Genomic DNA, 23,975 nt, shown 5'->3' on the forward strand with positions numbered 1-23,975 from the left:
CCGGTGCGGGTCAGTGTGCGCTGACCAGTGTCAGTGTGTCCTGGGCAATCATCCATTCCTCCCGCGTCGGAATAACCATCACGGCCGGCTCATGGGTCGTGCTGATGATGCCCATCTGGTCGCGCCCATGGGTCAGATTGGCCGTGACATCCAGGTTGAGGCCCAGCCAACCCAGATGGTACACGGTGCGCTCTCTTATCGGAGTCGCATTCTCGCCAATCCCGCCGGTGAACACCAGTGCATCCAGTCCGCCGGTGGCCGTCAGCAGGCCGGCGATCGCCTTGGCCAGGCGGTAGCAGAATACCTCAATGGCCAGTTCGGCCTGTGCATGGCCTTCCTCTGCAGCCTCGATCAGCGTGCGCATGTCGTTGGACAGTTCGCTGATACCGAGCAGGCCACTCTCGCGATTGAGCATGGCGGTGACGCCGTCAAGGTCAAGATTCGTGCGTTCACTGATAAACTGGTGCAAACTCGGGTCGACATCGCCGCTGCGGGTGCCCATCACCAGACCTTCCAACGGGGTCAGCCCCATGGTGGTATCCAGGCTTTGCCCGTTTTTTACTGCACAGGCCGAGCAGCCGTTACCCAGATGGGCTGTAATCACCCTGTGGTCTGCGGGATCAAGCTGCAAAAGGCGTACCGCCTCGCTGCTGACATAGCGATGTGAGCTGCCGTGAAAACCGTAGCGGCGCACGCCGTGGTCCCGATACAGCGCATGGGGCACAGCATAGGTATAGGCCGCCGGGGGCACGGACTGATGGAAGGCGGTATCGAACACGGCGACCTGCGGCAGGTCCGGAAACAGCGTCGAAAGGGCGCGAATGCCTTCCATATTGGCCGGGTTGTGCAGTGGCGCAAGATGATTGAGTGCCTCGATCTGTGCCAGTATGTCAGCAGTAACCTGTACCGAACTGCTGAAGGTTTCGCCACCGTGCACCACTCGATGGCCGGCAGCCAGCAGCCGGTCGGGGCCGAAGCCTTCGGCCGCGAGCATGTCAGTGACGGCGCGCAGCGCCTGCTGGTGATCGGCATCCGGGATGGCAGTCTGACGCGTGCCCACCTGCGTACTGACCTTGAGGGTGGCGTCCGGGGTATCCAGGCGTTCGGCCAGCCCGGATACCGGTTCAGTCTGCTGTGTAGAGTCGAAAACGGAGAATTTGAGTGAGGAACTGCCGCTGTTGATTACCAGAATTAATGAAGCCGTCATGACAGTATGATGCCCTGTGTCTGGAAAATGCGTGATTCACTGTAGACAATTATAGAAAGAATAACAGGGGTAGATGTCCCCGGGAAGTTGAGGACCTGTGCATGATGAAGAAGATACTCCAGCTGGCACTGACCTTTTGGGGGACCCTGGGGCTGGTACTCAGTGTGACTGCCGCCGAACCCCGCCCGTTTTTCGGGCAGTTCGAATCGGGCGGTTTTGTCTGGGTGGAGTCACCCGAAGACATCGAACTGCACTGGAACGGCGAGCCGGTCGATGTGTATCAGCCGCGTACCCTGATCGGTCTGGGGCGTGATGATGCCGGCGAGTTTGAACTGACCCGACGCCTGCCGGACGCAGAAGCAGAAACCTGGACGGTCACGATAGAGCCACGGACCTACCGCGAGCAGCGGGTCGAGGGTGTGCCGCCTTCCACCATCGATCCCGACAGCGAGCAGTTTGCACGCATCCTGCGTGACAGCGAGCGCAGTCACGCAGCCCGGCAATCGCTGACCGAAAACAATGTTGGTGTCACCATGCCCTTTGCCTGGCCGTTGCACGGCCGCATTACCGGCGTCTATGGCAGCCGGCGCTGGTACAACGGTGAACCCGGTACGCCGCACTGGGGTGTTGATATTGCCGCGCCCGAGGGCACACCGGTGCGCGCGCCTGCCGACGGCCTGGTGACGCTGTCTTATGATCTGTTCCTGTCCGGCGAGACGGTGTTTCTGGACCATGGTCAGCGTCTGACCTCGGCCCTGTTGCACCTGTCCGAACGCCACGTCGAGGTTGGTGACTGGGTCCGTCAGGGAGAGGTCATTGGTCTGGTCGGGGCCACAGGCCGGGCCACCGGGCCGCATGTGGACTGGCGCATGGACCTGGCCGGCCAGCGCATTGATCCGGCCCTGTGGGCACCGCCCATGGAGGATGTGTGCAGCATTCGCGGCGATGGCGATGAAGTCGTGATCCTGCTGCATGGGCTGGGGCGCACGGCACTGTCGATGGAAGACATGGCCTTTGCACTGCGCGACGAAGGCTTCAGCACCTGCAACCAGGGCTACCCGTCACGCGATGAGACCATTCAGAACCTGTCGTCCTATGTGGCCAGTGCGGTGCAGAAGGCACGGGAAGAGGGCAAGACCCGCATCCATTTCGTGACCCACAGCATGGGCGGCATCATCCTGCGCTACTATCTCGGCCACAGCAGTCACGCCGAGGACGGTCATGTGGTCATGCTGGCGCCGCCCAACAAGGGCAGTGAAATTGTCGATGTGCTGGATGACATTCCCGGCTTCGAGGAATTCATGGGCCCGGCGGCACTGCAACTGAGTACTGCCCCCGACAGTCTGCCCAACCGGCTGCCGCCGATCGAGATGCCGGTAGGGGTCATTGCCGGGGACCGCAGCAGCGACCCCTGGTTTGCCGGAGTGTTCGAGGAAGATTCGGACGGCAAGGTCAGCGTGGAGTCGACCCGTATGGTCACCATGACCGACCACAGAGTCATGTCGGTAGGTCATACCTTCATGATGCACAGCCGGGATGTACATCATGAAGTCATTCATTTTCTGCAGCATGGCCACTTTACCGAATCCGATATGGACGAGTTGGTGGAAGACAACTGAGCGACTACTCAGAGCCCCTGCAGGCCGGCAATCCGATACAGGAGCTGATCGCGATAGCGCTCGGCTTCCTGTGCGGGCAGCCAGGGCAGCACCAGGCGTCCGCCGGCGCCGCGCACATCCAGCGTGGCGCGCTGCAGGCGGCGCTGCCACCAGGGCTGATGCAGCGCCACTGACTGCACACGACTGGTCGGCAGCCAGCGGATAGTGCGGCCGATCACGCCCTGGCGCAGGCTCAGCCACTCGGCCGAGCAGTAACAGCGCAGCCGCCACCAGCTCAGCACGGACCAGACCAGTACCAGCACTGTCAGACTGCCCACCACCCACAGGACGCCATCAGGCACCCCCTGAAACCACAGCCACAGCAGCACCACGCCGCCCAGCCCCAGCCAGCGCACCAAAGCCGTGACGGCAGCGCCCCAGTGCACGCTCTTCCATGCCGGCTGTGCCGGCAGGCCCAGTTCATGCTGCAGGCTGGCGAGGTTGCTGTCATTCAGTACCGGTACCACAAAGCGTTCGCTGTCCTGCCCCTGCTGGCCATCGCCGGCCTTGCTGATGATCAGAGAATGGCGCCGCAACAGGCGGCCCACCCAACTGCGGCGTTGTGTGATCAGTTGCATCCGGGGGCGGCGCACACTGCGGGTCAGTACCGTGGTCAGGCCCGCCTGGTAACGGAAATGGTCACCCTGGCGTTGCAGGTGATAGCCCTTGTAACGCAACAGGCCCAGCAGCATGGAAATCAGCATCAACACCATGACCAGCCCCAGCAACAGGGCGCCCATGGCCGCAATGCGCTGCCCGGTGGTGAGGGCATCCGTGGTCAGCCAGTCCGGTGCGAGCCAGTTGACTACCACTTCCAGGCGGCGGATCAGCAGCTCCGAGAAGGGTGCCAGTATTGGCACGATCACCAGCAGGTTGTTGTGCATCAGGCCATAGCGCAGCACCTCCGGTGTGGCCAGGTGCAGACTGTAGTCCGGCTCGTCGGTCAACGAGGCCGGGGTACTGTCCGGGTCGATATCCGCCTGATCCCGCACCTGCAGGATCTGATCGCGCAGGGCTTCCGCCTGGTCAACGGGAATGCCCGACAGATGCAGGGTCTGGCCGCTGGCGCCGGCGCTGTCGAGGGTCAGCATAGCCAGCCCGAAAGGGCGGTAGTACCAGGGGATCTGTATATCGGCCTGCTGTACGCGCGCAAATTCCAGCGTCAGGGTGCGCCGGCGCACTATGCCCTGGCGTAGCAGGATGCGGTCGGCTTCCACCGCGTACAGAAAGGTCAGATACCAGGCCAGGGCGCTGCCCAGCAACAGCACGCCGGCCAGCAGGGGGCCATAACTCAGAGCCAGGTTGCGCAGTGATTCATTCAGCGCCACCAGCACCAGCAATGGTGCCACGCTGGCGGCCTCGCTGATCAGTCGCCGTATGCCCCGCAACGCAAAGAACAGAATGGCCAGCGGGGCTACACGGCGCCACTGAGTCTTTTGTTCAGCCGCGCTCATGCGGAGTTGGCCCCGTCGTCCTCTGTCGGTGCGGCCTGCCGCTGATCCAGATGGTGCAGCAGATGCTGCCGCAATTGATCGGCACGATCGCGGGCCAGCCCCGGTATGGCCAGGTCATGGCTGCTGCCCCCTGCGGTGTAGACCAGCAGGCGGGCTATGCCCAGCCAGCGTTCCAGTGGCCCCTGGGATACTTCCAGATGCTGAATGCGGCTGTAGGTGACTGAGGTGGTACGGCGCCACAGGGCGCCCGTGCGCAGGTGCAGGTCCTGTTCTCTGACCACATAGCCGGTATAGCGGTAGCGACGTGGCACCCAGATCACCGCCAGCAGGATGAACAACAGCAATGGCAGTCCGACCCCAACGGAAACCACCAAGGCAGGTGGCAGACCGAGCTGCCACTGTACCCAGATCAGGGGCAGGGTGAGCAGCAGCACCGGCCACAGCCCGACTCTGAGCTGGTGGCGGTAGGCCGGGTCGACGGGCTGGAAATCCAGCGCCCGCAGGGGCGGGAAATGGTCGGTGGTCAGTACTGCATTGGGTTGTTCACTCATTCGGTCTCCTTGCGGTCCCGGGTCTGCCAGTCACTGAGGATCTGCGAATTGTCGCGCGAGGGGCGCTGGGTCCGTGACGGCCAGGGCCGGCCCTGGGTGTGGTCGACAAATTTCACCCCGGTATGGAGCGCCACCTTGGCCATCATGTGCGAGCTCACCGGCGCTGTGATGAACAGAAACATGGAAATCAGAAACTCGTGCACACTCAGCGTTTGCAGCGAAAAGCTGAAATAGATCACCGAAGCGCTCAGCGTGCAGCCTACACCAAGGGTGGTGCCGGCGGTAGGCAGGTGCACACGCATGTAGAAATCCGGCATGCGGGCCAGGCCCAGGGCGCCGATGACCGCAAAGCCGGCGCCGGCCAGGATCAGGGCCGACACCAGCAGCTCGACCAGAAACGGCAGCTCAGTGCTCATGGTATGCACTCCTATTCAATGATGTTGCCGCGCAGCACATACTTGCAGACCGCCACCGTGCCGACAAAACCCATCATGGCGATCAGCATGGCGGCCTCGAAAAACAGCGTCGAACCGAGGAATATCCCCAGCAGGATAATGATCGCAATGGCGTTCACATAGAGCGAATCCAGCGTCAGGATGCGGTCCACCAGATCCGGCCCGCGCACCATGCGGTACAGGTTCAGCAACAGCGACACAGTGAACAGCAGCATGGCGACGATAACGGCAAATCGCAGCATCAGAATATCTCCTTCAGCGGGGCCTCATAGCGGGCCTTGATCAGGGCGATTGTGGCCTCGACATCCGGCACATGCAGCCCGTGCACCAGCAGCCTTTCCTGGCGCGATGACAGGTCGGCGCTGACGGTACCCGGGGTCAGCGTAATGGTGTTGGCCAGTACGGTTATGGCGATGGGGTTGGTCAGCTCCAGATGCACCACGAAGAAGGCCGGCTGCAGGTCCTGCGGTGATTTGAGCAGCAGCCGGATGGCCTGCAGGTTGGCGATGACGATGTCCCAGATCACGATCACGGCGAAGCGAACCAGCTTCGGCCAGGAACGGATATGCACCGGATGCCGCCAGAAACGCCGTGTGATGCGCGGCAGCAGCCAGGCCAGAAAACCGCCCAGCAGAATATTGGCGGGGGTCAGGTTGCCGTCCAGCACCAGCCAGGCGACCAGTATCACCAGGCTGATCAGCGGGTGCGGCAGGAGCCTGAACCAGAGCGGGTCTCTGGGTTCGGTTGGAATGCGTACGGTAGGGCCTTCGCTCATGGTTGACCTCCGAGCAGGGGGGGCGGCAGTGCCGGAGCATCAACGGCCAGGTTCAGTCCGCTGCCCAGCACCGCATCGATATACTGCCAGGGGGCATTCAACTGCAGGGCGACCGACTCGGTGAACTGGATGACCGGCTCCGCCCATATCGCCAGGGCTGGGCTGAACAGCAGCGTTACCAGAGTGACCCCGAATTTGACCGGGTCGGCCTTGCGCGGTGTCGGCGGCTGCCGGTTGGTGCGCCAGAACAGGGTGCTGCCGGCGCGCACCAGGGTGATCAGTGCAATCAGTCCGGCCAGCAACAGCAGGGTCCACAGCAGCGGGGCCAGCGGATGAGTCACGGTGCCGCGGAAGATCAGCACTTTGCTCATGAAGCCCGACAGCGGCGGCAACCCGATAATGGCCGTAGCGCCGATAAAATACATGATACCCAGTGTATTGGGCTGGGCCAGCGGCTGGGCGGGGGTCAGATAATCGCGCGTGGTGCCGCGCTGGGCGCCAATCAGCTCGGCCAGCAGGTAGAGCCCGGCTACCACGAAGGTGGAGTGAATCAGGTAATACAGCGCCCCGCTCAGCACATTGGGGTCATTGATGGCCAGCGTGGTCAGCACCGTGCCAACGGAAATGACCACCAGATAGGACACCGCACGCTTCAGCGTGCGCGCCGCCACCAGCCCGATGATGGCCAGCGTCAGCGTGCCGATGGACAGTATCCACAGCCAGATCTGCATGCTGCCGGCCAGTGCCCCGGCATGGTCGCCGAACAGCAGCCCATGTACGCGCAGGATGGCGTACAGCCCGACCTTGGTCATGATGGCAAACAGGGCCGCCACGGACGGGCTGGCCGCACTGTAGGCCGCCGGCAGCCAGAAATACATGGGCAGCATGGCCGCCTTGAGGCCGAACGCCATCAGCATGATCAGACCGGCGGCCCGGATGATGGGTGCATCCTCCGGGCCGACCTCGCTGACCCGCAGCGCCAGATCGGCCAGGTTCAACGTGCCCAGCATGCCGTACAGGGTGCCGATGCCGATCAAGAAGATGGCGGAGCCGGCCACATTGAGAATCACGTAATGGAAGCTGGCGCGTGTGCGCTCCGGACCGGCGCCGTGCATCAGCAGCGCATAGGAGGCGATCAGCAGCACTTCGAAGAACACAAAGAGGTTGAACAGGTCGCCGGTCATGAAGGCGCCCTGCACCCCCAGCAGCAGAAAATGGAACAGGGCGTGATAGTTGCGCCCGAAACGGTCATCCCCGCGCATGCCGAACAGCAGGGCCAGCAGCCCCAGCACCGCCGTCATGGTCAGCAGCAGGGCGCTCAGGCGGTCGATCACCAGCACAATGCCGAACGGTGCCGGCCAGTTGCCCATGTTGTAGACGCTGATGGTGTCGGCCTGGGCCTGCCACAGCAGTACCACCGATACCGGCACCCCGAGCAGCGCCGAGATCACGCTGACCCAGCGCTGGGTGTTCAGCTCGGCACGCGCCATGAAAATCAGCAGGGCGCCGGTGAACAGCGGCAGCAGTACCGGGAGTACTGGCCAGTGTTGCATCATTGTTCCGGCTCCCCGGCAGTGCCTTCGGCGCCGTCCTGGTTATCGGCCGCATTTCGAGCCTGCCGCTGGCGCTCCGGTTCCCGGCCATGTTCCTCGTAGCCATCGACATGGTCATTGCCCAGCTCGCCGCGGGCGCGCAGGGCCAGCACGGTGATAAAGGCCGTCATGGCAAAGCCGATCACGATGGCGGTCAGTATCAGCGCCTGCACCAGCGGGTCGGAATAACTCTCGCCGCTGCCGATGATGGCCGGCTCGCCGGTACGCAGTCGCCCCATGGCCAGCAGAAACAGGTTCACTGCATAGGAGATCAGCGCCACGCCCATGACCACGGGAAAAGTCCGTGCCCGCAGCAGCAGATAGACACCGGTGCCGGTCAGAATGGCGATCAGAATGGCAAACAGCAGTTCCATCAGCGATTCTCCTCGGAGGCGGTATCCAGTGACTTCAGCTTGCCCAGATTGGCCAGAATCAGCAGCGTGGCGCCGACCACGGCCAGGAAGACACCGATATCGAACAGCATGGCCGTGGCCAGCTCGATCTCGCCCAGCAGCGGGATGTGGAAGTGATCATGCGCCGAGGTCAGGAAGGGCGCGCCGAAGGACCAACTGCCCAGCCCCGTCAGCCCGGCCAACAGCACGCCGGCACCGACCAGCGGGTGGTAGTCCCACTGCATTCGGTTGTTGGACCAGCGCAGACCATTGGCCAGGTACTGCAGAATCAGTGCAATGGCGACGATCAACCCGGCAATGAAGCCACCGCCCGGCATGTTGTGACCGCGCAGGAAGATATAGACCGCCACCATCAGCGCCAGCGGCAGTACCGGCATGTTCAGGATCAGCAGCAACAGGGGGTACTTGTCGCTGGCCCACTGGACATTGGGGTCCTTTTTCGGGTCGAACAGCCGCATGCCGTCCAGCAGCCCGAAGATGCCGATGGCGGCAATGGCCATCACGGTGATTTCACCGAAGGTATCGAAACCCCGGAAATCGACCAGAATCACATTGACCACATTGGTGCCGCCACCGCCGGTGACACTGTTCTGAATGAAGTAGTCGCTGATGGTCTGCTGCGGCCGGGTCAGCACCGTATAGGCCAGCACGCCGACCCCGATGCCGGCCGAGGTGGCCACCAGGCCGTCGCGCACCACATGCGCATAGGTGGAGTCGTTGGGGCTTCTGGGTGGCAGCAGGAACAGAATCAGCATCAGCAGCACTATGGTGACGATCTCCACCGACAGCTGGGTCAGCGCCAGATCGGGCGCCGAGAAGCGCGCAAAGATCAGCGCCATGCCCAGCCCCACCACGCTCAGGAACATCAGTGCCGCAATGCGCTCATGGTGCCAGATGGCTGAATAGATGGCCGTCACCATCATGATCAGCGCAATGGCCACACTGGGCGGGTCCAGCGCCGACAGCGGCACGCCGCCGTTCAGCCGTTCCAGCCCCCAGAGCCCGCTGGCGGCCACCACCACAGTGCCCAGAATCAGCAGGCTCAGGTAATGCTGCAGCGAACCGTTTTCCAGCCGGCCGGTGACCTGCCGCGCGCGCACAATCACCACGTCATGCACGAAGTTCTCGAACGCATCCATGGCATTGACCGCCGGCAGACGTTCCCAGAGTCGCAGCAGGCGCGCAAAGTTCAGATAGGCTACCGTGCCCAGCACCATGGCCACCATGCTCATCAGCAGGGGCAGGTTCCAGCCGTGCCAGATGGCCAGGCTGTAATAGGGCAGCGGGCTGGCCAGGGTGGTTGTGGCCGCCGCCGCCAGCAGCGGCCCTATGATCAGGTTGGGCACAATGCCCACCAGCAGACACAAGCCGACCAGAATCAGAATCGGTGCCCGCATGAAGAACGGTGCCTCGTGCGGGGGCTTGGGCAGTGCTTCGGGCTGTGATGGGCCGTAGAACACACTGTGAATAAAGCGGATGGAATAGGCCACCGAGAACACCTTGGCGAATACCGCCACCACCGGTATCACCCAGCTCCAGCCGCCCAGCACTCGCTGCGCCACTGCCTCGCCGAGAAACATCTCGGTACTCAGAAAACCGTTCAGCAGCGGCACCCCGGCCATGGCCCCGGCTGCGATCAGCCCCAGCATGGCCGTCATCGGCATGTATTTGCGCAGGCCCGACAGCAGGCGCATATCCCGCGTGCCGGTTTCGTGGTCCACAATGCCCACGGCCATGAACAGAGACGCCTTGAAAGTCGCATGGTTCATGATATGGAACAGCGCCGCCACTACGGCCAACCGTGTATCCAGCCCGAACAGCAGAGTGACCAGGCCCAGGTGGCTGATGGTGGAATAGGCCAGCAGGCCTTTCAGATCATGCTTGAACAGGGCCGTCACCGCGCCCAGCGTCATGGTGATCAGCCCGACCATGGAGACCAGAATGAACCACAGCTCCGTGCCCGACAGTGCCGGATACAGCCGGGCCAGCAGAAACACCCCGGCCTTGACCATGGTGGCCGAATGCAGATAGCTGGACACCGGCGTTGGCGCCGACATCGCATGCGGCAGCCAGAAATGGAACGGGAACTGCGCCGACTTGGTGAAAATGCCCAGCAGAATCAGCACCAGAATGACCGGATACCAGGCGTGCTCGCGAATCAGCTCGCCTGAAGCCAGCACCACATCCAGATCGAATGACCCCACCACATGACCCAGCAGCAGTACACCGGCCAGCATGGCCAGCCCCCCGGCGCCGGTGACTGTCAGCGCCATGCGGGCGCCGCGGCGGGCATCGGACCGGCCGTTCCAGTAGCTGATCAGCAGGAAGGAACTCAGGCTCGTGGCCTCCCAGAACAGCACCAGCAACAGCAGGTTGTTGGCCGTGACCACGCCCAGCATGGCGCCCATGAACAGCAGCAACAGGGCAAAGAACTTGCCCATGGGGTCATCGGAAGAGAGGTAGTAGCGGCCGTACAGAATGACCAGCAGGCCTATGGCCAGAATCAGCAGGCAGAACAGAAAGGAAAGACCATCCAGACGAAACGCCAGGTTCAGCCCCAGCTCCGGAATCCAGTTCAGCGAGAAACGCCGTACCTCACCGGCCAGCACTGCCGGCGCCTGACTGAACAGCAACACCAGCCCCAGAGCCGGCGGCAGCGCCGTCGCCCAGGCACAGGCTGTGCGCCCGTGCCGGTGAAACCAGACCGGTAGCAACACACCGATAAACGGCAGCAGTATGATGAGCGCGAGCAGCATGGCGGCAACGAGTCCCGTCGTCAGCGTAGCGCCAACCAGCAGGATCCCTGGTCAGCAGAATCTGGCGCGCAGTATATCGACTTTGGTCGTACGATACTCCACCTGCAGGGAAAAAAAGTGTTGCTTATATATAAGAAGAAAGAATCTGGCGGAAATCTGAAATCTGCTCCACCCCACCGCCGAAACGCGACCCAGGTCACACTCCCAACTTGCATCAGCTGTCCCTGGTGAGCTATACCAACAGCCCGTGGTGCAGACGCTCCTCATTCAGTGCAAAGTTGCATATGCTGATAGTGTTGAGTGACAGGGGATATCATGAGCATTAATGGCAGATGCCTTTGCGGCAGTGTGGAATTCAGGGTAAGGGAGCTGTTGCCTCACTTTTACCAGTGCCATTGCTCCCTGTGTCGGAAAATATCTGGCTCTGCATCAGACACAGCCACCTTTCTGAATAGAGAGCATTTTACCTGGGTAAAGGGTGAAGATGTCGTTCGTTCGTACAAGACCGAAACGGGTTATCGCCACGACTTTTGCAACCAATGCGGCTGCACCGTGCCTCATTTGATGGAGAATGGCACCCAGTACTGGGTGCCAGCCGGGCTGCTTGATGATGCCGGGGACAGCCAGGTGGCGGTTCATCTTTTTGTGGGTTCCAGGGCCAGTTGGGATACGATCGGTGGCAGCGGAACACAATTTGAAGAAATGCCGGCAATGGAGACACTCAACAATACACTGCAACGGACGAATCGCTGACAGCGGGCATAATGCACTGCTGGAGCAAGCATGAAAGCCGAAACACTGGAGACGCTGCGACCCTTGCTGAATATGCTGCGTGGATACTCTGTGCTTGAGGAAGTGCAGACGGCGGCATTCCATCTCGATGGTCGAGACTTTATTCACTTCCATTACCATGGTGCTGACCGGTGATGGACACTGAGGCCTGCGTGAGCAGATCGGCTGGCCAGACTACAACGCATCCGTCTTGTCGAAGACTTCCTCGACACTGAGGTCGAAAGCATCGGCGATGCGAAAGGCGAGCGGCAGCGATGGATCGAACCGGCCGTTCTCGATAGCATTGATCGAATTGCGCGAGACACGCACTCGCTCGGCCAGTTCAGCCTGACTCCAGCCCTTCTCTGCACGCAGTACGCGGATACGGTTGTTCATCCAAACATCCACCTGTATCTCATGCCGGTCTCCCGAGACGTCGTGCCCACCAGATGGAGACGGCAATCGTACCCATAGTCTGCAAGAGGACGACCATAATGACACCGATGGTGATTCCATGCTTGATCGCTCTGTCCGGCGACCCTGCACTAATGGCCGTCGCCAGATCCACCAGCGCATTCATCGAGGGGGAAACAACATCACCAGCACAGCAGCGACCATGCCAATGGTCATGCCTATTGTGCTGGCGACGCGTTGGCCGGCGACTTCCACCTCGTCCAGGCGACGGTTTACGCGCGAAGCAATGAACAGACTGTAGCCCAGCACAAAGATCGCAGTTGCAGTGGTAACTCCCTGAACAATCGCATCGTTCTGTTGTTCCAGCCACGGTAACAGCGCGACAATGACGCCAGGTACGATGAAGACAGGCGAAATCCACAGCATCAGCCGACCAGCTCTTCCGACATGATTTATAGCCATGAGAATCTCCATTCTTGGTGAGTTTTCGGGCAACGCACATAAAGCTTGTCTATATGAAAAGCTAGCTTGTCATTTTTCCTCGAAAATGACAAGTACCCTTTGCAATCCACCGCAGAACTCGCTTGTTCATTTGCGAACGGAATCTTGAACGTGCCCAAATGCTGCTGGAGAATTTCATTGGCAGCGCCTGAGAGAATCGGTGATTCCGTATGACAATTCGAGTCAGGATTGGAGGATGGTGAGTATGTATCGACATACAATCGCTGTGGGAGCAACCGGAATGCTTCGAGCTGCTGCGGTTGAGCTGGCAGCACGCTCAAAGCAGTTTACCTCCGTGGCGCGCACCAGGGGCTCCCTGAGTCGTCTTGATGACGCACTGCGCAATCGCGCACAACATCACCCACTGCAGCTGGATTGGTCGAATGCAGATGATTTTCTGGCTCGAATACAGCAACATGTCTTCGGCACAGAACCGCCTGATCTCGTTGTCGCCTGGATTCATGATGATCAGCTCACACTGCGACTGGCCTTGGATCTGGCCAACTCTGGAGTGGCATTTCGATTCTTCCATATTATTGGAAGCGCCACGGTTAACCCGGCGGAAATTGCAGATAGCTTGCTGGATGAATTCGACCCTCCAGCAAACCTTGATTACCACCAGGTTATTCTTGGCGCCAGGCAGTCCGGCTGGAGATCGCGCTGGCTGACTGACCAGGAAATATCGGCAGGAGTGCTCGGAGCCATTGATCTATTGGACGATCAGTTCGTCGTTGGCATGCTGGATCGATACAGGTGATCGCGCTTTCAGGCCTGACCAGACCATTTCAAGTTGTCCAACTGATAAGGTCCACCTCAGTTTGCACGTACGGAGGAACCAGAATGATAGTGGTATACGGGATCAAGGATCGGTTGAATCCGATAAAGGCCAGGCTCTCGGATGTGATCCACGGCTGCATGCAAACGGTTTTGGGCATGCCGGAAGACAAGCGCGCGCACCGGTTTGTGCCCTTGGAGCGAGAGGACTTCTACTACCCCGGGGGTCGAAGTGATGCCTACACCGTCATCGAGATCAACATGATGGCAGGGCGCAAACCCGAAACGCAAAAGGCGCTTATAAAGGCACTATTCAAGGAAATAGAGGCAGAGCTTGGTTTGGCTCCGGTTGATGTTGAGATCACGATCAAGGAGCAGGAACCCTATCAATGGGGCTTCCGGGGCATGACAGGCGACGAGGCAAAAGATCTCAAGTACAAAGTCAGGGTGTAGCGTCGCCATTGAGTCCGCGCTGCGTGCGCTGAATTTCATTTCACTCGGCAACCCGGCACCGGAGAACCATGACTCTAAAATATGTCACCAGTATTCAGGGCGGGGCTCTGGAAACTGCGGGTTTTCCCGAGCAGGCAATTCCCTACCGGGACAACGAAGAATTGCTGATGTTGGTTTGATCCAGACCGGGCAACTACCGCACCTGTCAGGTACCATAGTGCTGACAGGTGATGAACATTGAGACCTGCGTGAGCAGGAAAGTTGGGGATACCATTGAACATGAACGCAAGACCGGAAATTGTAATTTCAACGCTGGACGCAGACCGGCTTGAGAGCCTGTTGGCGTCCTTGTCAAAAGGCGCGTTTCCTGGAAAGGCTGAGTTGGAGGCCGAACTGGCGAGGGCAGACATAGTGGAGCCGAAGGATGTCCCGCCGACGGTCGTCTCCATGAACTCGACAGTGCGGTTCAGGGTGCAGTCTTCGGAAGAAGAGTTCGAGTTGACGTTGGTGTACCCGAAGGACATGGATGCGAGCGGCAACAAGATCTCGATTCTTGCCCCGGTAGGCAGTGCCTTGCTCGGCCTTGCTCAGGGGGATCAGATCGAATGGCCAAAGCCTGGCGGCGGCTCTCTGAGTGTGACTATCGAGGAAATCGTCTATCAGCCAGAGCGAGCGGGGGAGTATCACCGGTAAAGGAGGGGCCCCTGGCCAGTTCACACCGATTGGAAAGCCCATTGCAGATTTCGTCGTTGGCGCACCGAAAATAATCAGGATGAATTGAATGGGTGAAATTGTCTTTCGGGATCTGAGGATGGTACTGCTGTCTGATGAAGGAGTGCACTCGCTCGAACTGGCTGTTGCAAGTGGCCATGCCGATTTCAGGGTCACGATTCCGCTGACCGAGCATGACAGTGCCGTGATCGAAAATGATCAGGAGAGAGCCGCATTACTCCAGGCGGCTTTGCACCATCCCTTTCAACTGAAAGAGACCTGGCTTGATGAGTCGGAGCAACGGCTATACCTTGATGTCATTCTCCATGCCCCGGAAGCTGATGTTGAAGCGTTCCTGACCGAAAAGGATCACGGGCGTGCCAATGGCGCCATTTCGAACATGGTGCGTATTACCTGCGGCAAGGACCCATCCAGGTTGAGAGGCGGGCGCTGGTTCGGTCACTGAGGCGAGGCTCCCGTTCTTCGCTACATCAGCGGCGCCCTTGGTGGGCGGCCGCACAAGGAGGTTTGGTTATGCGCACATTGATACTGTTTCTGTTGTTCCTTCCCCTAGGCCTGAATGCTGACGAGCCGGCAATAGAGTTCAACAACCATGATGGCGCCTTCGAGGTGAGTTCGACTGTCCACTCTTACCATCCCACCGCTTTCGATGGGGAGGTGGTCGTGCGTGGTGAACTGGTACTGCAGGTCGTTCGAGATCCCTTTTCGAACACTCTGGAGGGCTACAGAATAAGACTGATCCCGGAAGACCTGGAGGTTTTCCCGTATGTGGTCGAGGGATTCTATGCAAAACCCCTGACGACAGTCAGTCTGCTCAACTCGGACGACATTCTGCAGATGGTCTTTACCCCAGATGAGCTGGCTTCGATAGCGGAGTCGGATGAGTTGTTTGTGAGCAGGCGAGGGTATTTCACCGTGAGAGATTACGGGACCTCAGTGGAATGTGATTCACGCCAGTATTACGGCGAGCTTGCGGCGTTTTCACCGGACACCATGGAACTGGCCTACCATTCGGACAGAGAAGAGATGCATGGGTGCTGACCTCGCCAGGGGTCTCTATGAACGCCTCGGATAAATGGGGTCACACATTAGAAAGCCCGAGCCATTGATCCCGCAAGCACTCCCGACATGGCGATGATCTATGGGTTGTTCACACCGACGTGTAATAGCTGCAACAGATAGAGACAGGACAAGGCCCCTGTTTCGGGTGTCCATATAACCGTATTATGGGCAAAATTGAGTAACCGGGGTTGATATAATCGCATGACGGACCTGACCACTCGAACGCTGACCGGTGCCGAGTTGGAACCCTGGCTCGGCGACGTCGCCCGCCTGCGCATCGACGTCTTCCGGGGTTTTCCGTACCTCTACGACGGCTCGCTCGACTATGAGCGCCAGTACCTGCAAACCTACATCGACAGCGACAGCGCGACATGCGTGCTGGCACTGGACGGTGGGCAGGTCGTTGGCGCTGCCACGGGCCTGGCAATGCGCGATGCAGAATCGGAGTTTCGCCAACCCCTGATCGACGCGGGCCTGATAGTGGACAAAGTTTTCTACTGCGCGGAATCGGTACTGTTACCCGGCTACCGCGGTCGGGGCCTTTATCGGCATTTTTTCGGGGAGCGTGAAGCGCAGGCAAGAAGGCTGGGCTTAAGCCAGTGTGTCTTCTGTGCTGTTGATCGGCCAGACGACCACCCGCTGAAACCCGACAATTACCAATCACTCGACCCCATTTGGCGGCGCTATGGCTACCAGCCCCTGACCGGTGTTAAAGCACGTTTCCCGTGGCGGGATATCTGCCAGGCAGAGGAAACCGAGAAGACATTAAGTTTTTACTGCAAAGTGTTGTGATTGATCATAAAGGTCTCGTCAGCAGATAAACGTGTGCCTGAACTCTGGTTTTACAGCACTCAGTATTTTGTCTGACCGCTTCCACGGATCAAAGTCAGGAGGGGGTAGATATGCCCATAAGCCCTATTTCTGCCAGTACCCCTCAATGGCTGGTAGCATGGTGTTTTCGGAGAAGAAGTCGCGCCCCGTATAAGCGCAAGCCAGTCTTATGCCAGCGTTGTGAAGTGGCATGGCGACACCGGCCTGTTCTCCCAGACAGACCAGGGGGACAAGACCATAGGGGATATCCTCAGTGAGGTAGCGGGTGTCGATCGAGCGTGGCCCCAGGGCAGTGGGCCCCTTCTCACTCACCCGCGCGGCCATTTCCGAGACACTGCCCGGCGCCAAACCCGGGAAAGTCTGCAGGTAATGCTCGAATACGTCGCGAACCTGGAAACCAAAACGTTCGGCCAGTGCCATGCGCTCGCCATCAAGCGCCTCGATAACGCGCCCCACCGCTGGGGTAATGCCAGCGTAGTTATCCCACCTTTCCCCCTTTTCAATACGCGTGAGATTGGCCAGCGAGTTGGCAAGATGGATGGCCGGATTCAGATTGCTGAGCGCAACGGCCAGGGCGTTGGGCAAAGGGTGGAAACGTGGCCCAAACAAGGACTCGAGCAGCGCTTTACTGTCGTTGGCAGGGTGTGGACTGGTGACAGAATAGTCGATCCTACTTCTGAGTGTGCCGCTAATAACATGGTTTGCGCTTAAGCGCTGAGCGGTGGCAACGGTAGTCGACCACGAGATAATAGGAACACGCTTGCCGAGAGACTGGAGCCTCATGTCGGCGTAGCTGGAGCTCAGGGATAGCTCGGCACTGAATATCAACGTTTGATGGGGCGCTATGTAGGGGAGGATTTCCTCGATTAGCGACTGAACCCCGCCCGCACAGCGTGCGCACAGCAGTACATCTGCATGCTTGACTGCCGTTTCAATGCTCCTGGTATAGGGGATGCTCCCATGAAACTCTACGGCGCCTTCAACTATTGTATTACCGGCGTGTGCACTGGAGGACTCCGAGTAAACCATCGCCTCAAAGCCATTGTTAACGAGCAGTGCCGCATAGGTGATCCCCACGGCACCACCGCCTAGAATAGAAACTTTCATGATTATCTCTTGTCGGTGAAGTTACGCTATCAGCCTGAAACCGGAAATGACTGTGGAAAGAAGCTTTGTGGAAGGAACAGGAAAACGTCTGGCAGCAGCACCACGCTGGCGATCACCAATAGCGTTAGCCCGATAATCGGGAGGACCGCCAGGAAGGCGCGAGGCATCGACACATTGCCGATCTGTGCTGCGATCAGCAAACAAATTCCATAGGGTGGCGTCGTAAGACCCACAGCAAGGGACAGACACACGACCAGTGCCATATGAATATCCGAGATGCCCGCCACCGCCGTCAACTCCTGTATGATAGGGAGAAAGATGATGACGGCTGTCATGGGGCTCAATACGGTCCCGATGACGACACAAAACAGCATGACCATGAACATGATGGCTATCGAATGATCTGAAATGGAAATGATCAGGTCTGCCACCTCACGTGCTACTCCGAGATAGGCAATCAGCCAGCCCATGATGCCCGCCGCAGCGACGGCAAACATCGGCAGCGAATAGGCGACTACCGTTGATGAGAATATTCCGAATAACTGGTTAAGCTTGATCGTTCGGTAGACGACGACCGCCAGTATCAGGCCGGTGAGCGCTGCGACAGACGCTGCCTCGGTAGCGGTGAAAAAGCCACTGGTGATTCCGCCAAGGATAATGATGGGAATAAGGAGAACGGGTGCGGCAGTCTTTCCTGCGCGTACTCGTCCACGGAAATTGACCTTCTTCGGGTTGGTGACACGATAGCGCGAGGCAACGTGGTAGGTATAACCCATCTGTACCAGGCCAACGAGAATTCCCGGTAGTATGCCTGCCAGAAACAGCGCGGAAATCGATATATTTCCGAAGGCACCGTAGATGATAAAGAGAATCGACGGGGGCACAATGACACCGAGGGTCGACGAGGTCGCTGTCAAGGCGACGGCGAAGGGAGCCGGGTAGCCGGCCTTGGTCATTGCCGGGATCATGATGGCCCCAACACTCGCCGTATCGGCAGCGGCCGAACCGGACATAGAGGCAAACATCATACTGACGAGCACATTGATGTGTCCCAGGCCACCCCTGATGTGACCCACCACCGACTGAGCGAAGTCCATTAGCCTGTCGGTGATACCACTATCATTCATCAGGCGCCCGAGCAGCAAGAAGAACGGTACTGCCAATAGCGCGAAAGAGTTGATGTTTGAAAGCATCTGGTTGACCACCGATGTGGGTGGCAAGCCGAGATTGATGACCGTTATTAATGACGCTACCCCGATGGCGAATGCAATGGGGACTCGCAGCGAAATCAATGCCAGGAAGCTACCAAGAAGAAGAAATACGGATGTCATTTGCTTGCCTTCTTTCTAACAAGAGTGTCTGCCCACAGTTCCCTGATGCTGCATATGGCTATTTCTATGGTGAACAAGATCATCACCAGGCCACTGATGGGAACAACAACATTCTGGTAGAACAGCGGGTAGCCCAGCGAAAAGGAGTATCGGCGCCAGCCAAGCTGTGCGTAATCCCAGCCGCTGGTGGTGAGGACCCAGATCAATGGGAAGCCGAGCAAGAGCGCTAGCAGCTTGAGCAGCTTGTTGGCCCTGACATACTGCTCGGGAATGATCTCTACGACGTAGTGAAGGCCTTTTCGATACCCTGTCGCTGCCCCTATGAAAACACTCCAGATGAAGCAGAACATGGCTATTTCGTCGGTCCAGACGAAAGACATGGAGATAAAGTTTCGAGAGATGACCTGAAAGAGAACAGTAATGACAAAGGCGGTGAACAGTATGCCCCCTGTTATCCTTAGTGCTGCTTCTATCAGGTCATTTAACTTTCTTAGCATATCTACTTCTCGGCTCTGAAGAGGCTGTTGCATGTGTTATTCGCGGCGGCCTGTTAGTCAATGCTGCGAATCAGTTCGAGCAGGTCCGTCACGCCCAGGTCAGCGGCAACACGGTCGTGGAGTGGGGACACAATTTCAATAAATGGCTCCTTGTCCACCTCGGTGAGTATGACCTGCCCGCTCTCTACCAGGGGTTCGAGAAGAGACCTGTCGTAGTCGATGCCTGCATCAATGGCGACCTGGGATGCACGGCTAGCCGCTTGCATCAACGCTGCCTGGTCCTCTTCACTCAGCCTGTCGAAACTTGCCTGGCTCATGGTGATGTGGCTGACCATGAACTGGTGTTCGGTCTGAGCATGATAGTTTGCTACCTCGTAGAGCTTGTTGGCGACATAGGCACTAATGGTGCTCTCGAATGCATCGACTACCCCGGTCTGCATGCCGGTATATAACTCGGTGAACGGTAACGAGGTGGGAAGCGCCCCCGAGGTTTCCCACATCAAGGCATCCATACGCGACCCTGGAACGCGCATGCGCATTCGCGCAATATCCTCGATTGAGGTCACGGGGCGTCTGTTGTTGCTCAGGTTCCGTACACCGCCGCCGGTAAGAGCGAGAAGTTTGAGCCCACTGGCGCTCTGTTCATAGACGTCTTCAAAATAGGAAGACACTTCGCTATCGGGTGCAACGGCTGTTCTGAGGGCCTCTTCATCGGCGAACAGATAGCTCAGACTGAATAGCTGAAATTCAGGAAAGAAGGGGGTGGCTTCCTGGGTACCACCGATAAGCAAGTCAGTCGTGCCCATACGCATCTCATCGAGTGCGGTGGCATCATTTCCGAGTGCGCCACCAGTGAAAATCTGGATATCCACGCGGCCGTCAGTCGCTTCCAGCATATCGCTGCGCAGCGCCTCGGCGGCATCAATCCATGGATGAGGCGCATTGGCTTGTGTAGAGAGTCGGAGTACCTGGGCATGCACAGGAAACGTCATGCCCATTGTGACGGTACAAAATGCGATCACTTTGTAGATGTTTTTCATTGTTCGGCCCTTTTGTTTTTTTAACACTAACAGGTGGTGATGAACCATCAGTACGTTGACAAAGGGTCGGATTTGCTGATCATAATGTCAAATCGCAGTTATGCATTCTATCATGTGAAAATATTATGAAAGAGCGTCAAGAGCTAGACCGACTTCCCCATATCACCCTGCGCCAGGTTGAAGCGTTCCGCGCGGTGATGCACACGCAGAGCATGACATCTGCGGCGCAGATGCTCTCGATCACCCAGCCTGCGGTGAGCCGACTGATCGCTGATCTCGAGGCCAGTCTCGACTTGCGCTTGTTCGAACGTAATGGCCCAAAATTGAAGCCGACGGACAACGCCTTGCGCCTTATGGAAGAAGTGCAGCGTGTGTTCCTGGGGCTACATCAGATCGAGCAGGCGGCGCGGACGATCAAGCGCTTTCCGCAAACGCTGCTGCGAATCGCAGCGCCGCCTTTCTTGTCATTGGGGTTCGTCTCTATGGTGGTGGGTGCCTTGCGGCGTCAATATCCAGAAATGCGCTTCAGTATCCACACCGACAACTCGCTGGCCATTGCCGACCAGGTAGCCCGCGGCCAGCATGATCTCGGGTTCTGTACGCTGCCGAGTGGTACCAGCGATGTTAATGTCATCCACGAGAGTAGCGTCGACGCCGTCTGTTTGTTGCCACGTGACCACGCTCTGGCGAGCTCGAAGATCATCTATGTTGAGCAGCTCGAGAATGAGCCGCTTATCGTGTTGGGACAGAGTGGTAGCATCCGCCCTCAGATTAATGATGTCTTCTCGAATGCAAAGATTTCACTGAATGTCACGGCGGAAATTCTGTTCGCCGCGACAGCAGGAAGCCTTGTTGAGCAAAACGTTGGCCTTGCGCTCATGGACCCGTTTTCTGCGCGCGCAACACAGACAGCTCGCACGGTTGTTCGCCCTTTCAAGCCACGGGTAAAACTGTCTTTTTCGATGATCGCGCCGCACCACCTCAAGCTGGCTGAGCCCATCAGGTATGCCACAAAAGTTCTACATGAAGAGATTGAGCCGATGCTGCAGAACTGGGCATTTCGAGATCTATCCTCACCTTAGGCTGCCCGTATAGTTGCCACTAGCCCCTGCATCTGCAGAGGTTACGCCATCTTCGGTAACTTCCTAGCATTATGGTGACCATTACAACAATAAGGAATCACCTGATGATCTCATCCAAGCCTCTCACCATTGCGGCTTTCACTACCCTGACCTGTTCCATGGCCGCAATGTCGTCAGTTCAGGCAGAATCCATCGACTGGACCAGTCCGACCCTGATTGATGCGCGTGCCAACATGATGTATCCGGGCCTCAACTATCTCACTTTCCAGCACTTCGACCAGATGTTTTCGACCCGAACCGTGGCTGCCGGTTCCGATGTCTGGCAGTTGCCTTCGCGTCCGCAGACCTTGAACGGCCCCTTTGTGTTCGAGGGCGAGGATAACAGCCTGGATGATTTTCTGGAGCAAACACGCACCAATGCGCTGCTGGTCATCAAGGACGGAGCCATCGTGCACGAGCAGTATAGAAACGGCATGGCGCCGGACAGTCGCCATACCGTCTACTCCATGTCCAAGTCCATCATCGCAACGCTGGTCGGAATCGCTCTGGAGGAAGGCGACATAGGCAGTCTGGATGACAGGGTGACGGACTATTTGCCGGCGATGGCCGGCTCCGGCTATGACGATGTGACACTGGAAGATGTATTGCGCATGCGCTCTGGCGTTAACTGGGAAGAGCGCTATGAGTTCGGCAGCGAGACCCAACTGACCGAGGTGCACGATAACGCACTGGTGGCGTATCGCTACCGCTGGTGTGATTACGCTGAAAGATCCGAACCGGACAATGAGCCAGGCGAGCAGTTCAACTACGCGACGCTGGATACCAGTATTCTCGGCTGTGTGCTGGCAGAGGCAACCGGCACCCGGGTGGCAGACTATATGGCCGAGAAGCTGTGGCAACCCGCCGGCATGGAGTTTCCGGGCTACTGGATTATGGACGGTCCGGAGCCGGTGGGGGATGAGTTCTACGGCGCCGGCTTCAATGCCACGCTGCGCGACCTGGGGCGGTTTGGGTTGATGATGTTGAACGAGGGCGTAGCCAACGGGCGCCAGGTCGTCTCGTCTGACTGGGTGCAGGCATCCACTGTGGCAGACGACGGCTTTGAACCCACCGAGCCTGGCTCGCCGTTCGGCTACCAGTACCAGTGGTGGACGCTGACCGACAGCAATGCCTACTCTGCCATTGGATTGTTCAACCAGTTTATCTACGTTGATCCGGACCGTGATGTGGTCATCGTCAAGCTGAGTTATCCCGAAAGTCCCCTGGGCTGGGAGGACGCCAACATCGAGTTCTTCCAACAAGTGGCCGATCAGCTCTGAACGGCCCATTTCTTCCCCCGGGGTTTTGACTTGTCGAAGGACTGGGGGTATATCTGACTCCAAGACTGAGGTGGCCTTGCGCCACCTCGGATAACCGAACTGACCGGCCATATAAATAAAAAAAGGCCAGGGTTCAGGTTTCTACCCTCAGGTCGAGGAGTTCCGCCATGAGCTTGACTGCCCATCAGTTGCGCCTGTTCAGCCGAAGCGTTCTCGCTCTATCAGAATTGACCCAGACCACCGACCCGGATACCTGGTTGAGCAGGGCTGTCTCAGAGCTAAAAGCTCTGGTGCCGTTTGATTCCGCCTGGTGGGGTCAGGTTGAAGCCGGCCAACCGGGAGGGTCGGCCAAAAACGTCATGCACGGGAGCCTGGGGTTGAGCCCGCAGTTCGCTGAAGAGTGGAATACCATTGCCCGATGCGATCATTTTGCGCGTGCTTCCATGGAGAAGCTGGGACAACCGGTCATCTACAATGGTTCAGATGACAATCTCATCAATGAGCCTGCGGCACTGGTCGAGTTCAGCCAGCGCCACGGGTTGTACCATTGTCTGGCCATCACCCTGAAGTTCCCGTCGAGTGGCTTACTGTTTTTCGTGTCCATCTATCGAGACAAGCCCCAGCCAAAATTCAAGCGCATGGATGCAGACTGGCTGGAGGCCTTCAGTGCACATGTATTGAGTGGCTGGGAACGCAGTCTGCGTCAGGCCAATCACGGCAGCCTTCAGGGCCATTGGGACAGTCTGGCCCTGGCCAACTCGAACGGTCGGGTGCTGTACATTGGCAAAGCGTTGAGCCGGGTGCTGGACGAATGCTTCGACAACTGGCGAGGCACATACCTGCCAGACCCCTTGCTGCCGATGCTGGCAACCCGTGCCCGGCTACCTCACAAGGGCCAGGGAGCCCGGCTGATGGTCGAGCCCTGTGGCCGATGGTCTTCAGTGAAGATCAGCAGCAAGGAAGACCTTCGGCTATCGCCCCGTGAATGGAGTGTGGCGCATTTGTATGCACAGGGAATGTCGTACAAGGAAGTGGCGCGGTGCCTCGGAGTAACACCAGCGACGGTGCGGACATACTTGCGACAGGTGTATGGACAGTTGGGAGTGAGCAACAAGGTTGGCTTGGCCAATGCGCTGCGTCCCCGCGGTGTAGTGTCTTGCTGACCACGGGATGTTGACGAAGTCCTGCCCCGTTGCAGTA

General features: G+C 58.5%; 27 protein-coding genes. 12 read left to right on the forward strand and 15 right to left on the reverse strand.

From position 1 onward, the window contains the following. Positions 1-10: 10 nt before the first annotated feature. The gene (locus E4656_RS00880; RefSeq protein ID WP_135480329.1) at positions 11-1,207 is read right to left on the reverse strand and encodes an acetate/propionate family kinase; all 1,197 of its coding nucleotides are present in this window, start codon (positions 1,205-1,207) and stop codon (positions 11-13) included. A 101-nt stretch (positions 1,208-1,308) separates the two neighbouring features. Between E4656_RS00880 and E4656_RS00885 the strand changes: the two genes are divergently transcribed. Further along, positions 1,309-2,826 (forward strand): alpha/beta fold hydrolase, encoded by a 1,518-nt coding sequence (locus E4656_RS00885; RefSeq protein WP_135480331.1) that lies wholly within the window; start codon positions 1,309-1,311, stop codon positions 2,824-2,826. 8 nt (positions 2,827-2,834) lie between these two features. Here E4656_RS00885 and E4656_RS00890 read toward each other — a convergent pair whose 3' ends face one another. From E4656_RS00890 to E4656_RS00925, 8 genes are read right to left on the reverse strand one after another with little or no spacing between them, the layout of a single operon-like run. Next, the gene (locus E4656_RS00890) at positions 2,835-4,319 is read right to left on the reverse strand and encodes a PH domain-containing protein (protein WP_135480333.1); all 1,485 of its coding nucleotides are present in this window, start codon (positions 4,317-4,319) and stop codon (positions 2,835-2,837) included. After that, a complete protein-coding gene (locus E4656_RS00895) occupies positions 4,316-4,870 on the reverse strand; it encodes a PH domain-containing protein (RefSeq protein ID WP_135480334.1) in 555 nt (184 codons plus the stop codon). The genes E4656_RS00890 and E4656_RS00895 overlap by 4 nt, the downstream gene beginning before the upstream one ends. Continuing rightward, positions 4,867-5,286 (reverse strand): Na+/H+ antiporter subunit G, encoded by a 420-nt coding sequence (locus E4656_RS00900; protein ID WP_240753874.1) that lies wholly within the window; start codon positions 5,284-5,286, stop codon positions 4,867-4,869. Before E4656_RS00900 ends, E4656_RS00895 begins: the two co-directional genes overlap by 4 nt. A gap of 11 nt (positions 5,287-5,297) precedes the next feature. Further along, the gene (locus E4656_RS00905; RefSeq protein ID WP_135480336.1) at positions 5,298-5,567 is read right to left on the reverse strand and encodes a K+/H+ antiporter subunit F; all 270 of its coding nucleotides are present in this window, start codon (positions 5,565-5,567) and stop codon (positions 5,298-5,300) included. Further along, complete coding sequence (locus E4656_RS00910; protein WP_135480338.1) at positions 5,567-6,100, reverse strand: Na+/H+ antiporter subunit E; 534 nt, start codon at positions 6,098-6,100, stop codon at positions 5,567-5,569. Before E4656_RS00910 ends, E4656_RS00905 begins: the two co-directional genes overlap by 1 nt. Next, entirely contained in the window at positions 6,097-7,656 is a 1,560-nt protein-coding gene (locus E4656_RS00915; protein ID WP_205849061.1) for a monovalent cation/H+ antiporter subunit D, read from the reverse strand. The genes E4656_RS00910 and E4656_RS00915 overlap by 4 nt, the downstream gene beginning before the upstream one ends. After that, a complete protein-coding gene (locus E4656_RS00920) occupies positions 7,653-8,066 on the reverse strand; it encodes a Na+/H+ antiporter subunit C (protein WP_135480340.1) in 414 nt (137 codons plus the stop codon). The genes E4656_RS00915 and E4656_RS00920 overlap by 4 nt, the downstream gene beginning before the upstream one ends. Then, complete coding sequence (locus E4656_RS00925; protein WP_135480342.1) at positions 8,066-10,861, reverse strand: monovalent cation/H+ antiporter subunit A; 2,796 nt, start codon at positions 10,859-10,861, stop codon at positions 8,066-8,068. The genes E4656_RS00920 and E4656_RS00925 overlap by 1 nt, the downstream gene beginning before the upstream one ends. Positions 10,862-11,176: 315 nt before the next feature. On the opposite strand from E4656_RS00925, the gene E4656_RS00930 reads away from it, so the two are divergent. Together E4656_RS00930 and E4656_RS20175 are read left to right on the forward strand one after the other, a co-directional pair. Then, positions 11,177-11,614, forward strand: a complete 438-nt coding sequence (locus E4656_RS00930; protein ID WP_205849062.1) for a GFA family protein — start codon at positions 11,177-11,179, stop codon at positions 11,612-11,614. Between the two features lie 30 nt (positions 11,615-11,644). Next, complete coding sequence (locus E4656_RS20175; RefSeq protein ID WP_167855874.1) at positions 11,645-11,788, forward strand: hypothetical protein; 144 nt, start codon at positions 11,645-11,647, stop codon at positions 11,786-11,788. A 39-nt stretch (positions 11,789-11,827) separates the two neighbouring features. Here the strand turns inward: E4656_RS20175 and E4656_RS00935 are convergent, their stop codons facing one another. Beyond that, positions 11,828-12,028, reverse strand: coding sequence for a helix-turn-helix transcriptional regulator (locus E4656_RS00935; RefSeq protein ID WP_135480343.1), 201 nt, complete (start codon positions 12,026-12,028; stop codon positions 11,828-11,830). Between the two features lie 180 nt (positions 12,029-12,208). Beyond that, the gene (locus E4656_RS00940; RefSeq protein ID WP_135480345.1) at positions 12,209-12,508 is read right to left on the reverse strand and encodes a hypothetical protein; all 300 of its coding nucleotides are present in this window, start codon (positions 12,506-12,508) and stop codon (positions 12,209-12,211) included. Between the two features lie 280 nt (positions 12,509-12,788). Here E4656_RS00940 and E4656_RS00945 point away from each other — a divergent pair, with 280 nt between their 5' ends. The 6 genes from E4656_RS00945 (at position 12,789) to E4656_RS00970 (ending at position 16,360) form a co-directional block, all read left to right on the forward strand. Continuing rightward, positions 12,789-13,304, forward strand: coding sequence for a Rossmann-fold NAD(P)-binding domain-containing protein (locus E4656_RS00945; protein WP_167855875.1), 516 nt, complete (start codon positions 12,789-12,791; stop codon positions 13,302-13,304). 83 nt (positions 13,305-13,387) lie between these two features. Then, the gene (locus E4656_RS00950; RefSeq protein WP_135480348.1) at positions 13,388-13,774 is read left to right on the forward strand and encodes a tautomerase family protein; all 387 of its coding nucleotides are present in this window, start codon (positions 13,388-13,390) and stop codon (positions 13,772-13,774) included. Positions 13,775-14,053: 279 nt separating this feature from the next. Beyond that, a complete protein-coding gene (gene rnk, locus E4656_RS00955) occupies positions 14,054-14,467 on the forward strand; it encodes a nucleoside diphosphate kinase regulator (protein WP_135480350.1) in 414 nt (137 codons plus the stop codon). Between the two features lie 88 nt (positions 14,468-14,555). Further along, on the forward strand, positions 14,556-14,951 hold the full coding sequence (locus E4656_RS00960; RefSeq protein WP_135480352.1) for a hypothetical protein: 396 nt from the start codon (positions 14,556-14,558) through the stop codon (positions 14,949-14,951). Positions 14,952-15,019: 68 nt separating this feature from the next. Further along, complete coding sequence (locus tag E4656_RS00965; RefSeq protein WP_135480354.1) at positions 15,020-15,547, forward strand: hypothetical protein; 528 nt, start codon at positions 15,020-15,022, stop codon at positions 15,545-15,547. 222 nt (positions 15,548-15,769) lie between these two features. Then, entirely contained in the window at positions 15,770-16,360 is a 591-nt protein-coding gene (locus E4656_RS00970; protein WP_135480356.1) for a GNAT family N-acetyltransferase, read from the forward strand. A gap of 123 nt (positions 16,361-16,483) precedes the next feature. On the opposite strand, the gene E4656_RS00975 is transcribed toward E4656_RS00970, so the two are convergent. From E4656_RS00975 to E4656_RS00990, 4 genes are read right to left on the reverse strand one after another with little or no spacing between them, the layout of a single operon-like run. Beyond that, positions 16,484-17,506, reverse strand: coding sequence for an NAD/NADP-dependent octopine/nopaline dehydrogenase family protein (locus E4656_RS00975; RefSeq protein WP_135480357.1), 1,023 nt, complete (start codon positions 17,504-17,506; stop codon positions 16,484-16,486). A gap of 29 nt (positions 17,507-17,535) precedes the next feature. After that, positions 17,536-18,837 (reverse strand): TRAP transporter large permease, encoded by a 1,302-nt coding sequence (locus tag E4656_RS00980; protein WP_135480359.1) that lies wholly within the window; start codon positions 18,835-18,837, stop codon positions 17,536-17,538. Next, a complete protein-coding gene (locus tag E4656_RS00985; protein WP_167855876.1) occupies positions 18,834-19,334 on the reverse strand; it encodes a TRAP transporter small permease in 501 nt (166 codons plus the stop codon). Before E4656_RS00985 ends, E4656_RS00980 begins: the two co-directional genes overlap by 4 nt. A gap of 53 nt (positions 19,335-19,387) precedes the next feature. Then, entirely contained in the window at positions 19,388-20,374 is a 987-nt protein-coding gene (locus E4656_RS00990) for a TRAP transporter substrate-binding protein (RefSeq protein ID WP_135480363.1), read from the reverse strand. Between the two features lie 125 nt (positions 20,375-20,499). Between E4656_RS00990 and E4656_RS00995 the strand changes: the two genes are divergently transcribed. The 3 genes from E4656_RS00995 to E4656_RS01005 all read left to right on the forward strand — a co-directional run bounded on the left by E4656_RS00995 (position 20,500) and on the right by E4656_RS01005 (position 23,938). Further along, the gene (locus E4656_RS00995) at positions 20,500-21,456 is read left to right on the forward strand and encodes a LysR substrate-binding domain-containing protein (RefSeq protein WP_135480365.1); all 957 of its coding nucleotides are present in this window, start codon (positions 20,500-20,502) and stop codon (positions 21,454-21,456) included. Between the two features lie 104 nt (positions 21,457-21,560). Further along, on the forward strand, positions 21,561-22,775 hold the full coding sequence (locus E4656_RS01000; RefSeq protein WP_135480367.1) for a serine hydrolase domain-containing protein: 1,215 nt from the start codon (positions 21,561-21,563) through the stop codon (positions 22,773-22,775). A gap of 167 nt (positions 22,776-22,942) precedes the next feature. Next, the gene (locus E4656_RS01005; RefSeq protein ID WP_135480369.1) at positions 22,943-23,938 is read left to right on the forward strand and encodes a helix-turn-helix transcriptional regulator; all 996 of its coding nucleotides are present in this window, start codon (positions 22,943-22,945) and stop codon (positions 23,936-23,938) included. The last annotated feature ends 37 nt before the right edge of the window (positions 23,939-23,975 follow it).

Origin of the sequence: Natronospirillum operosum (assembly GCF_004768465.1) — a bacterium.
GTDB lineage: Bacteria > Pseudomonadota > Gammaproteobacteria > Pseudomonadales > Natronospirillaceae > Natronospirillum > Natronospirillum operosum.

What these genes read in the sequence shown, in the direction of transcription:
- E4656_RS00880 (WP_135480329.1), bottom strand. Translation starts at nt 1,207, where the DNA reads ATGACGGCTTCATTAATTCTGGTAATCAACAGCGGCAGTTCCTCACTC.
- E4656_RS00885 (WP_135480331.1), top strand. Translation starts at nt 1,309, where the DNA reads ATGATGAAGAAGATACTCCAGCTGGCACTGACCTTTTGGGGGACCCTG.
- E4656_RS00890 (WP_135480333.1), bottom strand. Translation starts at nt 4,319, where the DNA reads ATGAGCGCGGCTGAACAAAAGACTCAGTGGCGCCGTGTAGCCCCGCTG.
- E4656_RS00895 (WP_135480334.1), bottom strand. Translation starts at nt 4,870, where the DNA reads ATGAGTGAACAACCCAATGCAGTACTGACCACCGACCATTTCCCGCCC.
- E4656_RS00900 (WP_240753874.1), bottom strand. Translation starts at nt 5,286, where the DNA reads ATGAGCACTGAGCTGCCGTTTCTGGTCGAGCTGCTGGTGTCGGCCCTG.
- E4656_RS00905 (WP_135480336.1), bottom strand. Translation starts at nt 5,567, where the DNA reads ATGCTGCGATTTGCCGTTATCGTCGCCATGCTGCTGTTCACTGTGTCG.
- E4656_RS00910 (WP_135480338.1), bottom strand. Translation starts at nt 6,100, where the DNA reads ATGAGCGAAGGCCCTACCGTACGCATTCCAACCGAACCCAGAGACCCG.
- E4656_RS00915 (WP_205849061.1), bottom strand. Translation starts at nt 7,656, where the DNA reads ATGATGCAACACTGGCCAGTACTCCCGGTACTGCTGCCGCTGTTCACC.
- E4656_RS00920 (WP_135480340.1), bottom strand. Translation starts at nt 8,066, where the DNA reads ATGGAACTGCTGTTTGCCATTCTGATCGCCATTCTGACCGGCACCGGT.
- E4656_RS00925 (WP_135480342.1), bottom strand. Translation starts at nt 10,861, where the DNA reads ATGCTGCTCGCGCTCATCATACTGCTGCCGTTTATCGGTGTGTTGCTA.
- E4656_RS00930 (WP_205849062.1), top strand. Translation starts at nt 11,177, where the DNA reads ATGAGCATTAATGGCAGATGCCTTTGCGGCAGTGTGGAATTCAGGGTA.
- E4656_RS20175 (WP_167855874.1), top strand. Translation starts at nt 11,645, where the DNA reads ATGAAAGCCGAAACACTGGAGACGCTGCGACCCTTGCTGAATATGCTG.
- E4656_RS00935 (WP_135480343.1), bottom strand. Translation starts at nt 12,028, where the DNA reads ATGAACAACCGTATCCGCGTACTGCGTGCAGAGAAGGGCTGGAGTCAG.
- E4656_RS00940 (WP_135480345.1), bottom strand. Translation starts at nt 12,508, where the DNA reads ATGGCTATAAATCATGTCGGAAGAGCTGGTCGGCTGATGCTGTGGATT.
- E4656_RS00945 (WP_167855875.1), top strand. Translation starts at nt 12,789, where the DNA reads ATGCTTCGAGCTGCTGCGGTTGAGCTGGCAGCACGCTCAAAGCAGTTT.
- E4656_RS00950 (WP_135480348.1), top strand. Translation starts at nt 13,388, where the DNA reads ATGATAGTGGTATACGGGATCAAGGATCGGTTGAATCCGATAAAGGCC.
- rnk (WP_135480350.1), top strand. Translation starts at nt 14,054, where the DNA reads ATGAACGCAAGACCGGAAATTGTAATTTCAACGCTGGACGCAGACCGG.
- E4656_RS00960 (WP_135480352.1), top strand. Translation starts at nt 14,556, where the DNA reads ATGGGTGAAATTGTCTTTCGGGATCTGAGGATGGTACTGCTGTCTGAT.
- E4656_RS00965 (WP_135480354.1), top strand. Translation starts at nt 15,020, where the DNA reads ATGCGCACATTGATACTGTTTCTGTTGTTCCTTCCCCTAGGCCTGAAT.
- E4656_RS00970 (WP_135480356.1), top strand. Translation starts at nt 15,770, where the DNA reads ATGACGGACCTGACCACTCGAACGCTGACCGGTGCCGAGTTGGAACCC.
- E4656_RS00975 (WP_135480357.1), bottom strand. Translation starts at nt 17,506, where the DNA reads ATGAAAGTTTCTATTCTAGGCGGTGGTGCCGTGGGGATCACCTATGCG.
- E4656_RS00980 (WP_135480359.1), bottom strand. Translation starts at nt 18,837, where the DNA reads ATGACATCCGTATTTCTTCTTCTTGGTAGCTTCCTGGCATTGATTTCG.
- E4656_RS00985 (WP_167855876.1), bottom strand. Translation starts at nt 19,334, where the DNA reads ATGCTAAGAAAGTTAAATGACCTGATAGAAGCAGCACTAAGGATAACA.
- E4656_RS00990 (WP_135480363.1), bottom strand. Translation starts at nt 20,374, where the DNA reads ATGAAAAACATCTACAAAGTGATCGCATTTTGTACCGTCACAATGGGC.
- E4656_RS00995 (WP_135480365.1), top strand. Translation starts at nt 20,500, where the DNA reads ATGAAAGAGCGTCAAGAGCTAGACCGACTTCCCCATATCACCCTGCGC.
- E4656_RS01000 (WP_135480367.1), top strand. Translation starts at nt 21,561, where the DNA reads ATGATCTCATCCAAGCCTCTCACCATTGCGGCTTTCACTACCCTGACC.
- E4656_RS01005 (WP_135480369.1), top strand. Translation starts at nt 22,943, where the DNA reads ATGAGCTTGACTGCCCATCAGTTGCGCCTGTTCAGCCGAAGCGTTCTC.